The sequence below is a fragment of the Candidatus Planktophila versatilis genome, assembly GCF_002288345.1.
GTDB lineage: Bacteria > Actinomycetota > Actinomycetes > Nanopelagicales > Nanopelagicaceae > Planktophila > Planktophila versatilis_A.
Map to the genome: position 1 here is coordinate 77,831 of NZ_CP016781.1, position 15,297 is coordinate 93,127.

Consider the following 15,297-nt stretch of genomic DNA (forward strand, 5'->3'; position numbering starts at 1 on the left):
AATGGCCGGTAATGCAAAACCACGTGGAGCTGTGCGCAAGAGTAAGAAAGGACCATCGGCTGGAACTGGTGGCAATAACAAGCGACGCCTTGAAGGTAAGGGACCAACACCGAAAGCTGAAGATCGTCCTTATCACGCAGCAGCTAAGCGAAAGAAGGCGGCTGAAAAAACTGCAGCAAAGAAGCCAGCAGCAGCTGGGCGTAAGTTTTCAAAAGGTGATGCACCCCGTGGTGAGATTGTGGCCGGACGCAACGCAGTATTAGAAGCGCTGCGCGAATCTGTGCCAGCAACTGAGTTACTTGTGGCACGCAGTATCGATGTCGATGATCGCGTTGCGGAATCACTGCAGATTGCACTTAATCATGGACTATCTATTCGCGAGGCACATCGCGCCGAGGTGGAAGGTATTTCACCAAATAGCCAAGGAATTATTCTTTCCATTAAGCCTTTTCAATATTCATCTTTTGAAGAAATTACCCAACGGGCAAAGAACCCGATGTTACTTGTTGCCCTAGATGGTGTGACAGATCCACGTAACCTGGGCGCAATTGTGCGAAGCGCCGCAGCCTTTGGCGCATCTGGTGTTTTGATGACTGAACGTCGCGCTGCCGGCATGACCGCATCTGCTTGGAAATCTTCAGCAGGAGCTGCTGCACGCTTGCCTATTGCACAAGTAACAAACCTTGCTCGCACTATCGATGAAGCAAAGAAACTGGGCTGCTTTGTGGTCGGACTTGATGGCGAATCTGATGTATCTATCGCTGAGATGAAGGTGGCAACCGAGAACCTGATGGTGATTGTGGGCTCAGAAGGTAAGGGGCTGGCACGTTTAACGCGCGAAAAGTGTGACCTAGTTGTCTCTATTCCAATTAGTGCAAGTACTGAATCCTTGAATGCTTCCGTTGCAACATCTATCGCGCTCTATGCCGTCGATGAAGCACGGCGCAAAGGGTAATTACTTAAGGTATTTGCAGTGATATACCAACGTTTCATCGTCTGTGGAGATTCTTACTCTGAAGGCATGAGCGATGAAATCATCGATGGTCAGTATCGCGGATGGGCAGATCGCACTGCAGATGAGATGGCCAAAGCCCACCCTGATTTCACCTATGTGAATTTAGCTGTGCGCGGCAAGTTGCTGGGACAAGTTGTGCAAGATCAGGTTCCGATTGCACTCTCTTTTGTAACCGGCGTTGACACCCTGGTTTCATTTCACGCCGGTGCTAATGATGCGCTGCGCCCGGGTTATCAGGCAGATGTTGCCATCGCGCTCTATCAAGATGCGGTCCGATCACTTGCGCGAAGTGGCGCACAAGTAATGCTCTTTACCGTCCTTGAAAAAACTGGCAACCAGGGGCGCGGTGCTGAGATTTGGGAGCGCCGCTTTTCGGCGTTTAATAAAGGTGTGCGAGCGGTGGGGCTAGAGGTTGGGGCCATTGTGGTTGATGCTAATGAAGAAAATTTCTTAAGTGATAGAAGATTCTTAGCATTTGATCGACTTCACTTAAATCAGGAAGGTCACTATCGCTGCGGGCAAGCGGTATTAGAAAAGATTGGCTTGCCATTTAATCCTGCGTGGAGAACACCGTTGCCACCGGCGAAGAAAGTTCCGTGGATTGTGCAAAAGGGCATCACTGTTGCCTGGTTTATTGTTTTTGCGCTGCCTTGGATTTATCGTCGTTTACGGGGTAAGTCATCAGGTGATGGAAAAAGTGCCAAATACCCATTACCGCTCTCCTGGCCGAGGTAAAGGCCACGATTTTTAGAATTGGGCGCTGGGTGCCATAATTACGCTCGCACTTCGCCTCCCTAGCTCAGTGGTAGAGCAGCTCACTTGTAATGAGCAGGTCATCCGTTCAATCCGGATGGGGGGCTCCAAATCAATTACTCCAACGCATCACGGAAGGAGTCCACATGTCAGATAACTCATTTGCCCATGAATCATTTGATGATCTCATCGCTGCAAACACTGAATATCAGAAAACCTTTAAGTATTCCGAGCTCTCAGGATCTGCGGCTAAAGGCCTTGCGATTGTGACCTGTATGGATTCACGAATTAATCCGCTCTCAGTAGTGGGAATGAATTCAGGGGACGCCAAGATTCTTCGTAATGCAGGAGCTCGCGTGACCGAAGACGTTCTACGTACCCTAGTTCTTGCTACCTACTTACTTAACGTCAATCGCATTTTGGTGATGCCACATACTGATTGCGCCATGGCGCGCGGTGATGAAGCGGCAATTCACAAACTCATTGATGATAAGTATGGTGTTAATACTTCAAGTCTGGAATTTAAAACGACTTCAGATCAATTAGGTGCACTTGCATCGGATATTAATCGCGTGCGTTCATATCCGCTGCTGCGCGAGGGTGTTGTTGTTGCGGGCGCAATTTATGATGTTAAGACTGGAAAAATTACTCCATACGAGGGTTAGTACGGCGAATCGGCATCTTGGTAACTGGATAGCTTAAATCTTCGAGAAATTCCTGAATCAGAAGCTGGGCAAGTGCGGGCTTTTCCTTAATGAATTGATGCGATGTCCCTGGAATAATTGCTAGTTGGCCTAGTGGAATGCTTTCAAAGAGTTCGATGGTGTGAGAATGTGCGATGACATCGTCATCACCGGCCATCACAAGTACTGGACATTGGATTGTGGCCAAATCTTTGGTGGTCAGTGTTGGCTCGGACTTCCATATCTTTATCATTCGCACGATTTTTTCAGCCAAAGTATCGGGTGCATCAGGTGAGGTGCGGTTGTACTCCTCTTGATCCTCTGGCGAAATCACGCCATCGAACTCAGGAAGCGGCAGCGTTCCGCTGTGATGGAAATTTGCTCCCAGTGTCACCACTGATCGCACGAGTTCTGGGCGCTTGATTGCTGCAAGAAGTGCAATAATTCCACCATCGCTATAACCAATTAAGTGCGCTGGCTCTTTCACAACACTTTCTAGGTATGCAATCAACTCTGTTACTTGATAATCAAAGTGCAAACTTCCAGTGCGATCACCGGTGAAGCCATGTGCGGTGCGATCGTAGGCAAAGGGATGAAATTGTTCTTCAATGGCAGGAAGTACCTGGGCATCCCAATGAGAAGTCTGGCTTAAGCCCCCATGAAGTAATACAACGGCTTCGCCATTGTTATCCCATTCATAGCAATAGAGCGAATGTCCTGCTACCTCGAGATATTTTTCTAACATAGAAAAAACTACTACTGAGCATCCATGATGTGGCGATTGCCACGGTCGAATGTGAGGTAGTTCCAAGTCCAGTCAACGATGGTGCCCACTTTGTTGCGCCCACCAACAAGATAGAAAAGGTGCAGGAATAACCAAGCAAACCAGGCAAGTGGTCCTGTTAATTTAAACCCGCGGAATTCAACAACTGCCTTATGGCGGCCGATAGTTGCCATGGCACCTTTATCAAAATACTTAAATGGTGACAGTGCTTTACCTGACTCTTTGCGCAAGATTTGTTTGGCAACCCATTTTGCTTGCTGCAAGGCAACGGGTGCGACCATCGGCAAGAAACGACCATCGGCGCCGTGTGTGCCGTTGATATCACCAATTGCCCAAATATTTGGATAGTTCTTCACTTCTAGATTTTCATCGGTATCAATACGTGTGCCGGCAAGTGGAAGATTGAGAATGCTTGCAGTGGGCTCACCTTTAACACCGGCGGCCCAGATAGTTACTTCAGCTGGAATAGGAGAGCCTTCGGTAAGAATAATCTGTCGTGATTTCACTTCCCGCACAGCTGTATTTGTGCGAACGATGACGCCGAGCTTGTGTAGGTCTGATTCGGCGCGCGCCGAAAGCTTCTCGCTAAACATCGGCAGAATGCGCGGGCCTGCTTCAATCAGATAGACATCGATATGTTCGGCGGCTGCCGCTAAATCGTTTTTCAGTGGTCCACGCTTGAGTTCGGCAAGTGCGCCAGCCATCTCCACACCCGTAGGTCCGCCGCCAACTACTGCAATCGATAGTCGGGTGTTATCTTCAAAACGGGCAAGATCTTCAAAGCGGCGCAGAACCTCGGCGCGAATCAGGAGCGCTTCATGCACGCTCTTCATTCCAAGTGCGTGATCGGCTACGCCAGCAACTCCGAAGTCGGCGGTGACTGAACCGAGGGCCACGATCAGGTGATCGAAATCAAGGGATTCAGATGAATCTAGTTTTACCGATTTGTTCTTATGATCAACTGAGATGGGTGAACCCATTCGAAACTTCACACCAGTATCGCGAAGGGCGCCACGAATTGGATGGACTACGTGATCTGCGGCCAAGCCGGCAGTTGATACTTGATAGAGAAGTGGTAGAAAAGTTTGAAAGTTATGGCGATCAACGAGTGTGACATCTGCCTTTTCGGCCAAGGCGCGAGCTGCTCCAAGGCCGCCGAAACCAGCGCCAAGTATGACTACGCGCGGTCGGGTAGAAGTCTTCATGTGCGCAGTCTACGCTCCGTCCTATGGAATCGCAGAATCAAGACCGGCTCTACCTCGTTACTGGTGCATCTGGATATGTAGGCGGTCGTTTGGTGCGAGTGCTTCTGGAAGATAAGAAGCGAGTGCGTGTTTTTGTTCGAGATGCCCAAAAGATTAAAGGACATGCCTGGGCTGATGGTGTTGAAATTTGCGAAGGTAATGCAACAAGTGGTGAAGATCTAGCGCGCGCTTTGGAAGGTGTACACACCGCCTACTACCTCTTGCACTCCATCAACGTGGCGACAGATTTTGAATCAGTGGAAGCACAGATGGCACACACCTTTGCCGACAAGGCCGAAGCTGCCGGAGTAAAGCAGATTGTTTACTTAGGTGGAATTGCCAACGATGAAAACCGCAGCCGCCACTTGTTATCACGTATGAATACCGGCATTGAATTGGCATCCACATCTGTGCCCGTGCTCGAACTTCGTGCCGGAATCATTATCGGCTCCGGTTCGGCCTCTTTTGAGATGCTGCGCCATCTCACACACCGCCTGCCGATTATGACCACCCCCAAGTGGGTTTCTAATCGCACTCAACCGATTGCTATCCGCGATGTTCTTTACTACTTACGTAGCGTGGCAAATTTAAAGCACCCAGTTAATCGCATCTGCGATATTGGCGGCCCAGAAGTCATGTCATATGCGGCGATGATGCAGGAATTTTCCAAACTCTCTGGACTACGAAAGCGCATCATCATTCAAGTGCCAGTACTTACCCCCAAGCTTTCCAGTTTGTGGATCGGCTTTGTGACACCTGTGCCAACATCACTTGCGCGTCCACTGGTTGAATCACTGATTAGTGAAGTCGTGGCAGATCCGCGCAAGAGCATCAACGATTTGATTGCGCCCCCGGCCGAAGGTCTGCTCACTGTTTCGCAAGCAATTCAGTTAGCTCTTACTCGCACGGAAGAAAACTCAGTCTCCACTCGCTGGTCAGATGCCGCTTTTCCCACAGCGCCCTGGCAGAAAGCACAGAGTGATCCCGATTGGGCAGGGGAACTCACACTGAAAGATCATCGTGAAATTACTACCGATGTTCCCGCTAAATATATTTGGGAGCAGATCGAAGGAATTGGCGGAGAACACGGTTGGTTTGGTTCCGGTTGGCTCTGGTATTTGCGCGGATTAATCGATCGCATGGTGGGTGGTGTTGGACTACGTCGCGGACGGCGCGATCCAAACCATCTTCGTGTTGGTGACAGTTTAGATTTTTGGCGAGTAGAAGGACTTACGCCAGAAAAACACTTGCGACTCTATGCCGAAATGATTCTGCCTGGAAAAGCATGGCTGGAATTTCATTTAGAAGAAATTGATGGCAAGACAGTCCTGACCCAAGATGCCCTCTTTGCACCACGTGGATTAGGTGGCCAGATTTATTGGTATCTCGTTTCACCCTTTCATTTCTTTATCTTCCCAACGATGTGTCGCAATATTGTTAAAGCTGCTCGTAAATCCCACACTTCACGCTAACTCCGTCGTAAGATTAGGTACATGTCTGCGTTAGAAAACTCCGAGACAGCTGGTTCCACGCTGACCGACCTCGAACGACGCATTCTTGAATTCGAACGCGACTGGTGGCGCTTTGCTGGGGCGAAAGAGAGCGCGATTAAAGAGCTCTTTGACCTATCTGCCCCTCGCTATTACCAACTGCTCAATGACCTCATTGATCGAGCCGATGCCCTTGAGGCAGCTCCCATGCTGGTCAAGCGCCTTCGCCGCCTGCGCGAAGCCCGCATGAGCGCTCGCACCGCCCGCTAACCACCTCTCGTTTTGCAGCCTGGAATAAGAACCTCTAGATTTGGCGTTAGCACTCGAGGGTCGAGAGTGATAACTCAGGTTTATCTACCTCAGGCCCACCGATTATGACCAACTATTAGGAGCTAACGACTATGGCAAAGCAGATTGCCTTTAATGAAGAAGCCCGCCGCGGATTAGAGCGCGGAATGAATGTACTTGCTGACGCAGTCAAGGTAACCCTTGGACCCCGCGGTCGCAACGTCGTACTTGAAAAGAAGTGGGGCGCACCAACAATTACCAACGATGGCGTCTCAATCGCAAAAGAGATCGATCTCGATGATCCATGGGAGAAGATTGGTGCAGAACTAGTTAAGGAAGTTGCTAAGAAGACAGATGATGTCGCAGGCGATGGAACAACTACTGCAACAGTTCTTGCTCAAGCACTTGTGCGCGAAGGACTTCGCAACGTGGCAGCTGGATCAAACCCAATGGCACTTAAGCGCGGAATCGAAAAGGCTGTTGATGCCATTGTGAGCGAACTTGGTTCAATGGCAAAAAGTGTTGATTCAAAGGAACAGATTGCAGCTACTGCATCTATCTCAGCTGCCGATGCCACTATCGGTGAAATGATCGCGGAGGCAATGGATAAGGTCGGCAAAGAAGGCGTTATCACGGTTGAAGAATCAAACACATTTGGTCTTGAACTAGAACTTACTGAAGGTATGCGCTTTGACAAGGGTTATGTTTCACCATACTTCGTCACAGATACAGATCGCATGGAAGCAGTTCTAGAAGATGCCTATGTATTAATCGTGAACTCAAAGATTACAAATATTAAGGACCTAGTTCCTGTACTTGAAAAGGTAATGCAATCAGGTAAGCCACTTGCGATCATCGCTGAAGATATTGAAGGCGAAGCACTTGCGACCCTCGTTGTGAACAAGATCAAGGGAACATTTCGTTCGGCTGCGGTTAAGGCGCCAGGCTTTGGAGATCGTCGCAAGGCGATGCTGCAAGATATTGCCATCCTTACCGGAGCTACAGTTATTTCAGAAGAAGTTGGCCTGAAGTTAGAAACTGCTGGCCTAGAACTTCTTGGTCGCGCGCGCAAGGTTGTTATCTCTAAGGAAGAGACCACAATCGTTGAAGGCGGCGGAGATGACGCACAGATCAAGGGACGCGTTGCCCAAATTCGCACCGAGATCGAAAAATCAGATTCAGATTATGACAAAGAGAAGCTGCAGGAGCGTCTTGCCAAGCTTGCGGGCGGCGTTGCTGTCATCAAAGCTGGAGCTGCAACTGAAGTTGAACTTAAAGAGCGTAAGCACCGCATTGAAGATGCTGTGCGCAACGCAAAGGCTGCAGTTGAAGAAGGAATCGTCGCCGGTGGTGGCGTCGCACTCCTTCAGGCAGCAACAGCAGCTTTTAAGAAGTTAAAGCTGGAAGGCGATGAAGCAACAGGTGCCAAGATTGTGGAAGTTTCAATTGAAGCCCCACTGAAGCAAATCGCAATCAATGCTGGTCTTGAAGGCGGAGTTGTAGTTGAGAAGGTTCGCAACTTAGACGCTGGCTTCGGACTTAACGCGGCAACTGGAGAATACGTAGACATGATTAAGGCTGGCATCATCGATCCAGCTAAGGTCACACGTTCTGCTCTTCAAAATGCTGCATCTATTGCCGCACTCTTTATTACAACAGAGGCAGTAATCACCGATAAGCCTGAGCCAAAGGGTGCAAACCCTGCGCCACAAGGCGGCGGGGATATGGACTTCTAAATCCTTAGCGTAAAAAGTTAGGCAAGGCCCTCGAGATTAACCTCTCGGGGGTCTTCTGCTTTACGATTGGCAAATGAAGTCCTTTGACACAGCAGGTGACGCAGAATCCGTTGCACGCGATGCCGCTTTGGCAGATGCCGAATTTGCGACTCAGGTTGGCGATTTCGTCTCTGTTGAATACGATGACGATAATCGCGTAGCGACATATCTTTTCGACGCCGTCATTGCCGGCTATGTCGGATGGCGTTGGTGCATCACTCTTGCCAAAGTAGATAAAGATGCCGAACCAACTATCTGCGATGTCGTTATCTTGCCTGGCCCCGATTCTCTGATTGCACCTGATCACATTCCTTACATGGATCGCATCTTGCCCGAAGATATTGAACCAGGCGTTATCGTTCCAAGTATTTTGGAAGATACTCGACTTGTTCCTGGTGTTAACGCACTTGTGCAAGATGAAGACCTGGATGCAACCCAAGTATTTGATTTAGGTTTAGCGCGTCCTCGTGTTCTTTCCATCGAAGGTCGCGATCAAGCAAGCAAGCGTTGGTATTCAGGTGATCGCGGACCTAATACGCCACTGGCACAAGGTGCTCCTAAGCCATGCGCCTCCTGCGGATTTTTCTTACCTATCGCTGGTTCATTACGTTCGGCATTTGGCGTATGCGCCAATGCGATAGCACCTGATGATGCCCGCGTGGTCTCAGTTGATCATGGGTGTGGGGCTCATTCAGAGGCAACTCTGTAAAACTTTTACGCCTAAAACCCGGTAGCACGCCCCATCGCAAATACGATAAATTAGCCCCCTGTCCGAATCCCCCGGCTACTAAACGAGTACCGTAAGAATTTAAGGAGTAAGTGCAATGCCTACCGGAAAAGTTAAATGGTTTTCCCTTGAAAAAGGCTTTGGATTTATTGCATCCGATGAAGGCGAAGATGTCTATCTAGCCGGATCAGCACTCCCAGAAGGCGTTGCAACTGTTAAGCCTGGAACAAAGCTTGAGTTCAGCGTGATTGATTCTCGTAAGGGACCACAAGCAATGTCCGTGCACATTATTGATGCACCGGTTTCTTTGGCTGAAAATTCACGCGTTAATAGCGATGATCTTGCGGCGATGATTGAAGACACCATCAAGATTCTTGATCGTGTTGGAAATGGGCTACGTCAAGGACGCCATCCATCAGGTGCTGAAGCAGAACGCCTTGGTCGTGTTCTTCGCGGGATTGCTTCCCAACTAGAAGCTTAAATACCGCTACGTCTACTACGACGTATTGTGTAACGAATACCGATAACGCCTAAGACGGCGCCGACAACACATGTCCAAATGACTTTAGATTCGGCGCCAATAACTACTGCGACAGCGCCGGCCGCAATCCAGGCGATGGTCCCCACTGCAATAAGAGTTACTACATTTTTGATATTACTTGCCATGGTTAAAGCCTAACCTTAGTTCCCAAGAAAAATAAGAGCGACTAGTGCAATAAGTGTGAGGACTGTAATAAGTCTGCGACTTTTATAGTTCATGTGCTGGCTCCGCATGCGATGGTATGAATTGAATAACAGCATAGGCAATGATCATCAGCACTGGCACCATCAAATATGCACGAGAGATACCAAGGTGATCACCCAGAATTCCAAGTACGAATGGGGATAAACCAATTGCACTTCCTGCCGCTAGGGAGTTCTTTCCCATTGCTAAATCAGGACGACCGTCACTCAGGCCAATCAGTCGCAAGGATGAGAGTGTGAACTGACTTGATACACCAATGCCAGTAACTAGTAGCGAGAAGAAGCTAATTGTTAGGTTGTGCGAAAACCATAAGCCGGCAAAGCCAAAGAACTGTGTGGCAATAAATATTTTCAGTTGTGCATCAATCTCCCATTGTTTAAGTAGAAGTGGTCCATACCAACGCCCAATTGCCATGCCAGAACCAAATGCCACAACTGCAAGAGTTGCGATGGCAGGTGTGGCATCAGTGCGGTCACGGATAAGTGCTGCCGCCCAGAAAGAGATTGCAAACTCACTAGCAATGCAGGCAAAGAATCCAAACCAAGAGATCCAGAAGTGGCCAGAAAGTTTGCCGCCTTGTGGTCCGTCTTCGTGCGGCACATGCGCCTGCTCATCTCTAATTCTGCGAAAGAAAAATAGATAGAGCACAAATGGCAAGACCGCCAAGATTCCGATGCGCCATTGATCTCGGAAACTATCTGCGACCAGTCCCACAGTCAGCGTGCCGATGACATAACCGATAGAACCAATCGCATTTGCTTGCGTGAGCGCCACCGCTGATTGCTTGCCATAGTGCCCCGTCAGTGAAGTGACAAAGTTATTAATGACAACTGAGACTCCAAAACCGGCAACAAGTGCCGCCAGAATTGTCAGTTCAACTGGGGGAGCTGCAACAAATCCGATCAGACCGATGGAGAAAATGATGAGACCAATCCACCCAGTACTAGAGCGACCAAATCTATGCACAAGGTGTGAATTAGAGAGACCGGCCATAATTGAGGCAACACCCATTGCAGTTCCATGAAGACCAGCGATAGTCAGTGATGTGCCCTGGTCTGCGCGGAGCAACGGTTGTGATGGACCGAATGCTCCGAGGAAGATATTGACAGCCGCACCTTGTAGCGCGATTGTCCAGAAAAAGGAGTCGCGCTTTACCTTATGGGCCATGAACTAAAGGTTGGAGACGACAAAGTCGATTGACGCTGTGAGTGCATCAATATCGGCTGGGTCGACAGCGGGGAACATACCGATGCGAAGTTGATTCTTACCAAGCTTGCGATATGGCTCGGTATCCACAATTCCATTAGCGCGCAGGGCAGCAGCCACGGCTGTGGCATCAATGGCATCATCGAAGTTAATGGTGCCAACAACATTAGAACGCTGGGCTGGGTTAGTAACAAAAGGAGTTGTGTAGCTGGTCTTTTCCGCCCAGCCATAGAGACGTGATGCGGAATCAGCGCTACGACCAGCCGCAAATTTCAGACCACCATTGGCATTCATCCACTTCACTTGCTCATCAAGGAGCATTAAAGTGATAAGAGCTGGCGTGTTATATGTCTGATCAAGTCGTGAGTTTTCAATGGCAATGGTGAGATCAAAGAATGCCGGAATCCAACGACCGCCGGCCTTAATCTTTTCTGCGCGGGCAATTGCAGCCGGGCTCATGAGTGCCAGCCAGAGACCGCCATCTGATGCGAAAGATTTTTGTGGTGCAAAGTAGTAGGTATCAAATTCTTTAGCGTTCACATCAAGGCCGCCAGCAGCAGAAGTTGCATCGACTAGAACCAATGCGCCATCTGTTCCAGCTGGGCGCTTGATTGGCATCGAAACACCAGTTGAAGTTTCATTATGTGTCAAGGCATAGACATCGATACCGGCTTCGGCAACAGCTTCTGGATGTGAGCCGGGCTCAGATTTGATAACGGTCGGTTCACCAAGAAATGGTGCTTCTTTTGAAGCGCTGGCAAACTTTGATGAGAATTCACCGAAAACTAAGTGCTGGGAACGATCTTCGATAAGTCCAAGGGTTGCGATATCCCAAAATGCAGTGGATCCACCGTTACCAAGAATGACTTCATAGCCCTCAGGTAGTGAGAAGAGAGATGAGAGACCTTCGCGCACACTTTTCACAACGTTCTTTACCGGCTTTTGGCGGTGAGATGTTCCAAGAATGTAGTTACTACCTGGCGCAGTTAAGGCAGCAAGTGCTTCTGGTCGAATCTTTGATGGACCACAACCAAAACGTCCATCACGTGGTTTCAGGTTTTCCGGAATAATTATCTCTGCGCTCATGGGCAAAGACTAAGGGTAGTAACGACCTACTTCCCAATCTGAACTGGTGTTAGCCCGCTCATAGCGCAGGCGATCATGTAAGCGGGAGTAGCGTCCTTGCCAGAATTCGATGCTGATTGGCGTAACGCGATAGCCACCCCATTGCGGCGGACATGGAACGGATGTCCCTTCCGGCCATTTCTGCGCAGCACCGGCATAGCGTTGCTCTAACTCTTCGCGGGAAGCTAAGGGTGCAGATTGTGCCGATGCCCAGGCACCAATCTGAGAACCCCACGGACGAGTTGCAAAGTAATCTTCTGATTCTTCGCGCGAAATCTTTGCCGCAAATCCGCTGATTGAAACCTGCCGCTCCATGGCATACCAAGGAAAAAGCAGAGTGACTTGTTCGTGTAATTCAATCGCTTGTGCTTTGCGAGATGAGTAGTTGGTAAAGAAGGTAAAGCCACCATCTGATACATCTTTAAGTAACACTGTGCGGGTGGTGATGGCGTCTTGGCCTCGCGCATCACTACCCAAAGTAGATAAGACCATTGCATTGGCCTCGACGATAAAGTCATTTGCTGCAGCTTCAGTGAGCCAGCTACCAAATGCGGCAAAGGGATCAGCCGGCAAGGACTCGAGTCCGACCTCGCCATAAGAGCGGCGCATGGCTCTGATTGCATCGCGTTCCATCTGGCTCATGGATGTATCGAACCTCACTTTTGGCATGTGTGCACCCCCGCCCGATGTGGTGGTCAGCACCCCCGCGTTAGGTGCAGAATTGGCTCCGAATCAAAGAGTAAAAAGCCGATATTGAGGGAGCTCACCGTGTCAGATGATTTCAAGCCAGGCCTTGAAGGCGTAATTGCATTCGAATCTGAAATTGCAGAGCCAGATAAAGAAGGTAGCGCTCTTCGCTATCGCGGCGTTGATATCGAAGACCTCGTAGGACGCGTTTCATTTGGAAATGTCTGGGGACTACTCGTTGATGATGAATTTAATCCAGGACTACCAAATGCCGAACCATTCCCACTTCCAGTTCACTCTGGTGATGTGCGGGTAGATATTCAATCTGCGATTGCAATGCTGGCACCAGCTTGGGGCTTTAAGCCACTACTTGATATTTCAGATGAAGAAGCACGTAGCAACCTTGCTCGCACATCAGTCATGGTTCTTTCATACCTGGCCCAAGCTGCCCGCGGAGTAATTGCCAAGCCAGTACCTGAAGCAGAAATTGATAAGGCACATACCGTTGTAGAGCGCATGATGATTCGCTGGCGCGGAGAACCAGATCCAGCACACGTGCGTGCAATCGATGCTTACTTTGTATCAGCTGCCGAGCACGGTATGAACGCTTCCACATTTACTGGTCGTGTTATTGCATCAACGGGTGCCGATGTCTGTGCCGCACTTTCTGGTGCTATCGGTGCGATGTCAGGTCCACTTCATGGTGGCGCGCCATCTCGCGTTCTTCACATGATTGAAGAAGTTGAGAAGACTGGAAACGCCGAAGCATATGTAAAGGGATTACTTGATCGCAAAGAGCGCCTGATGGGATTTGGTCACCGTGTGTATCGCGCTGAAGATCCACGCGCTCGCACACTTCGCCGCACTGCAAAAGAACTCAACGCACCACGCTATGCCGTTGCCGAAGCACTTGAAAAGGCTGCGCTAAAAGAACTCCATGAGCGTCAACCAGATCGCGTACTTGAAACAAACGTTGAGTTCTGGGCGGCAATCATTCTTGATTTCGCAGAGATTCCTTCACCGCTCTTTACCTCAATGTTTACCGCAGCCCGCACCGCAGGATGGTCTGCGCATATTCTTGAGCAAAAACGCACTGGTCGCCTTATTCGTCCATCAGCTCGTTACGTCGGTAAGGCTCCTCGTAAGCCTGAAGATGTTAAGGGTTGGGATGCAACTGTCGAGCAGCTTCACAAATAATTTCAGGCACTATGCGAAACATCATCTGGTTTCGCCGAGACCTTCGCATTGGTGATCACCCGGCGCTGCTAGCGGCGATGGAAAACAGTGATGAAATTGTGCCGCTCTTTATTTTAGATAAGGCACAGATTGCTGAAGCCGGCGAAAAACTACTTGCCTATATGGGGCAATCTCTGCGCGCACTTGATCAATCACTGGGCAACACCTTGCACATCATTGAAGGCGATCAAGTTGAAGTGTTGAAGGAGTTGATTGCACGTTATGACGTCAAAGAAGTTCATATTTCGGCTGAGTATGAACGCTACGGCGCAGCGCGAGATGAACGTGTTGAAGCTGCTGGAATTCCGCTAGTTCGTACCGGCTCCCCATATGCAGTTGCGCCAGGTCGGGTTCGTAAACCAAGTGATGACACACCGTACAAGGTCTACACACCTTTCTATCGTGGATGGCGCGCACATGGATGGCGCGCACCTGCGGCAACACCAAAAAACATTAAGGCTCCCACTCCACCTGCTGAATATCGAGCATTTCCAGATTTTGTTATGCCAGCTGATGTTCATGTGATTGAAGCTGGGGAGGCTGCTGCGCTGAAGCGGTTTAAAGAGTTTTCTAAAAAAGGTCTTGATTCCTACGATGAGAACCGCAACTTTGCCGGCATTGATGGCACCTCAAAGATGAGCACCTATTTAAAGTTTGGTGAGATCCACCCGCGCACCTTGCTGGCAGATTTAGGTGAGAGTAAAGCACATGACACATTTCGCAAAGAGATTGCCTGGCGCGAGTTCTATGCCGATGTGCTCTGTAATAACCCAGATACTGATACCGAGTACTACGCACCGAAATTTAAAGAGATGCGTTATGACAAACCCGGTAAGCAATTTCAGGCTTGGTGTGCCGGAAAGACTGGCTACCCATTTGTTGATGCTGCCATGCGCCAATTAGTGCAAGAAGGTTGGATGCATAATCGCACCCGCATGGTGGTGGCATCATTTCTTGTTAAAGATCTGCATCTGGAATGGCAGTTAGGTGAGCGCTTCTTTGCCCAGCACTTAGTTGATTATGACGTGGCATCTAATGCCCACGGTTGGCAATGGACTGCCGGCACCGGCACCGATGCCTCTCCTTATTACCGCGTCTTTAATCCAATAGAACAAGGCCGGCGCTTTGATGAAAACGGTGACTACATCCGTAAATATGTGCCAGAACTTGCACATTTAAGTGCGGCTGAAATTCATGAACCTTGGCTATTTCTTGATGGATATTCACATAACTATCCAGAGCGCATTGTCGATCATGCAGTAGAACGAATTGAGTCACTCGAACGATTGAAAGAGATTAAGGCAGATAAGCCCGAAAAACCGTTGTAGTTTGATTGCACTTGCAAATGATTCGCAATTTTACTTCACAAGCCTCTTTCACTATCTTTTCCCAGTATTCACAACCAGGCAAAGGAGTCACGATGTTATTTACTAAACGTCGCATTATTGACTACTGCCGCATTTCAACAACAAGTTGCTGATTTAACTTTTATTTCGTCCCCCCGTTTTACCTAAACAATTTCTTAGATTTAGAAAAATA

General features: G+C 49.2%; 16 protein-coding genes and 1 tRNA gene. 11 read left to right on the top strand and 6 right to left on the bottom strand.

Going from position 1 to position 15,297, the window contains the following annotated elements:
• Nucleotide 1: 1 nt before the first annotated feature.
• The 4 genes from rlmB to A1sIIB142_RS00390 all read left to right on the top strand — a co-directional run bounded on the left by rlmB (nt 2) and on the right by A1sIIB142_RS00390 (nt 2,433).
• Nucleotides 2-955, top strand: a complete 954-nt coding sequence (rlmB, locus tag A1sIIB142_RS00375; RefSeq protein ID WP_095674279.1) for a 23S rRNA (guanosine(2251)-2'-O)-methyltransferase RlmB — start codon at nt 2-4, stop codon at nt 953-955.
• Nucleotides 956-973: 18 nt separating this feature from the next.
• Nucleotides 974-1,750: an SGNH/GDSL hydrolase family protein gene (locus A1sIIB142_RS00380; protein ID WP_095693221.1), complete on the top strand. Its 777-nt coding sequence runs from the start codon at nt 974-976 to the stop codon at nt 1,748-1,750.
• A 53-nt stretch (nt 1,751-1,803) separates the two neighbouring features.
• A tRNA-Thr gene (locus A1sIIB142_RS00385) sits at nt 1,804-1,878 on the top strand.
• A gap of 36 nt (nt 1,879-1,914) precedes the next feature.
• Nucleotides 1,915-2,433, top strand: a complete 519-nt coding sequence (locus A1sIIB142_RS00390; protein WP_095693222.1) for a beta-class carbonic anhydrase — start codon at nt 1,915-1,917, stop codon at nt 2,431-2,433.
• Here A1sIIB142_RS00390 and A1sIIB142_RS00395 read toward each other — a convergent pair.
• Both A1sIIB142_RS00395 and A1sIIB142_RS00400 read right to left on the bottom strand, forming a co-directional pair.
• Nucleotides 2,414-3,196, bottom strand: coding sequence for an alpha/beta fold hydrolase (locus tag A1sIIB142_RS00395; protein ID WP_095693223.1), 783 nt, complete (start codon nt 3,194-3,196; stop codon nt 2,414-2,416). The genes A1sIIB142_RS00390 and A1sIIB142_RS00395 overlap by 20 nt on opposite strands.
• A gap of 11 nt (nt 3,197-3,207) precedes the next feature.
• Nucleotides 3,208-4,440: an NAD(P)/FAD-dependent oxidoreductase gene (locus tag A1sIIB142_RS00400; protein WP_095693224.1), complete on the bottom strand. Its 1,233-nt coding sequence runs from the start codon at nt 4,438-4,440 to the stop codon at nt 3,208-3,210.
• A 23-nt stretch (nt 4,441-4,463) separates the two neighbouring features.
• On the opposite strand from A1sIIB142_RS00400, the gene A1sIIB142_RS00405 reads away from it, so the two are divergent.
• From A1sIIB142_RS00405 to A1sIIB142_RS00425, 5 genes are all read left to right on the top strand, one after another.
• Complete coding sequence (locus A1sIIB142_RS00405; RefSeq protein WP_095693225.1) at nt 4,464-5,951, top strand: SDR family oxidoreductase; 1,488 nt, start codon at nt 4,464-4,466, stop codon at nt 5,949-5,951.
• 21 nt (nt 5,952-5,972) lie between these two features.
• Nucleotides 5,973-6,239, top strand: a complete 267-nt coding sequence (locus tag A1sIIB142_RS00410; protein WP_095674285.1) for a DUF3263 domain-containing protein — start codon at nt 5,973-5,975, stop codon at nt 6,237-6,239.
• A gap of 131 nt (nt 6,240-6,370) precedes the next feature.
• On the top strand, nt 6,371-7,993 hold the full coding sequence (gene groL, locus A1sIIB142_RS00415; protein WP_095693226.1) for a chaperonin GroEL: 1,623 nt from the start codon (nt 6,371-6,373) through the stop codon (nt 7,991-7,993).
• A 73-nt stretch (nt 7,994-8,066) separates the two neighbouring features.
• Nucleotides 8,067-8,741, top strand: a complete 675-nt coding sequence (locus tag A1sIIB142_RS00420; protein WP_095684283.1) for a DUF3027 domain-containing protein — start codon at nt 8,067-8,069, stop codon at nt 8,739-8,741.
• A gap of 115 nt (nt 8,742-8,856) precedes the next feature.
• The gene (locus tag A1sIIB142_RS00425) at nt 8,857-9,240 is read left to right on the top strand and encodes a cold-shock protein (RefSeq protein WP_095674287.1); all 384 of its coding nucleotides are present in this window, start codon (nt 8,857-8,859) and stop codon (nt 9,238-9,240) included.
• Here A1sIIB142_RS00425 and A1sIIB142_RS00430 read toward each other — a convergent pair.
• From A1sIIB142_RS00430 to pdxH, 4 genes are all read right to left on the bottom strand, one after another.
• Nucleotides 9,237-9,425: a DUF2530 domain-containing protein gene (locus A1sIIB142_RS00430; protein WP_095693227.1), complete on the bottom strand. Its 189-nt coding sequence runs from the start codon at nt 9,423-9,425 to the stop codon at nt 9,237-9,239. The genes A1sIIB142_RS00425 and A1sIIB142_RS00430 overlap by 4 nt on opposite strands.
• 82 nt (nt 9,426-9,507) lie before the next feature.
• The gene (locus tag A1sIIB142_RS00435; protein ID WP_095693228.1) at nt 9,508-10,671 is read right to left on the bottom strand and encodes an MFS transporter; all 1,164 of its coding nucleotides are present in this window, start codon (nt 10,669-10,671) and stop codon (nt 9,508-9,510) included.
• Between the two features lie 3 nt (nt 10,672-10,674).
• On the bottom strand, nt 10,675-11,796 hold the full coding sequence (serC, locus tag A1sIIB142_RS00440) for a phosphoserine transaminase (protein ID WP_095693229.1): 1,122 nt from the start codon (nt 11,794-11,796) through the stop codon (nt 10,675-10,677).
• Between the two features lie 9 nt (nt 11,797-11,805).
• Nucleotides 11,806-12,477 carry a pyridoxamine 5'-phosphate oxidase gene (pdxH, locus tag A1sIIB142_RS00445; RefSeq protein WP_223298160.1) on the bottom strand — a complete coding sequence of 224 codons (672 nt, stop codon included), beginning with the start codon at nt 12,475-12,477 and terminating at the stop codon, nt 11,806-11,808.
• Nucleotides 12,478-12,603: 126 nt separating this feature from the next.
• Here pdxH and A1sIIB142_RS00450 point away from each other — a divergent pair, with 126 nt between their 5' ends.
• Nucleotides 12,604-13,719 (top strand): citrate synthase 2, encoded by a 1,116-nt coding sequence (locus A1sIIB142_RS00450; RefSeq protein WP_095674291.1) that lies wholly within the window; start codon nt 12,604-12,606, stop codon nt 13,717-13,719.
• A gap of 11 nt (nt 13,720-13,730) precedes the next feature.
• Complete coding sequence (locus A1sIIB142_RS00455; RefSeq protein ID WP_095693230.1) at nt 13,731-15,086, top strand: cryptochrome/photolyase family protein; 1,356 nt, start codon at nt 13,731-13,733, stop codon at nt 15,084-15,086.
• The last annotated feature ends 211 nt before the right edge of the window (nt 15,087-15,297 follow it).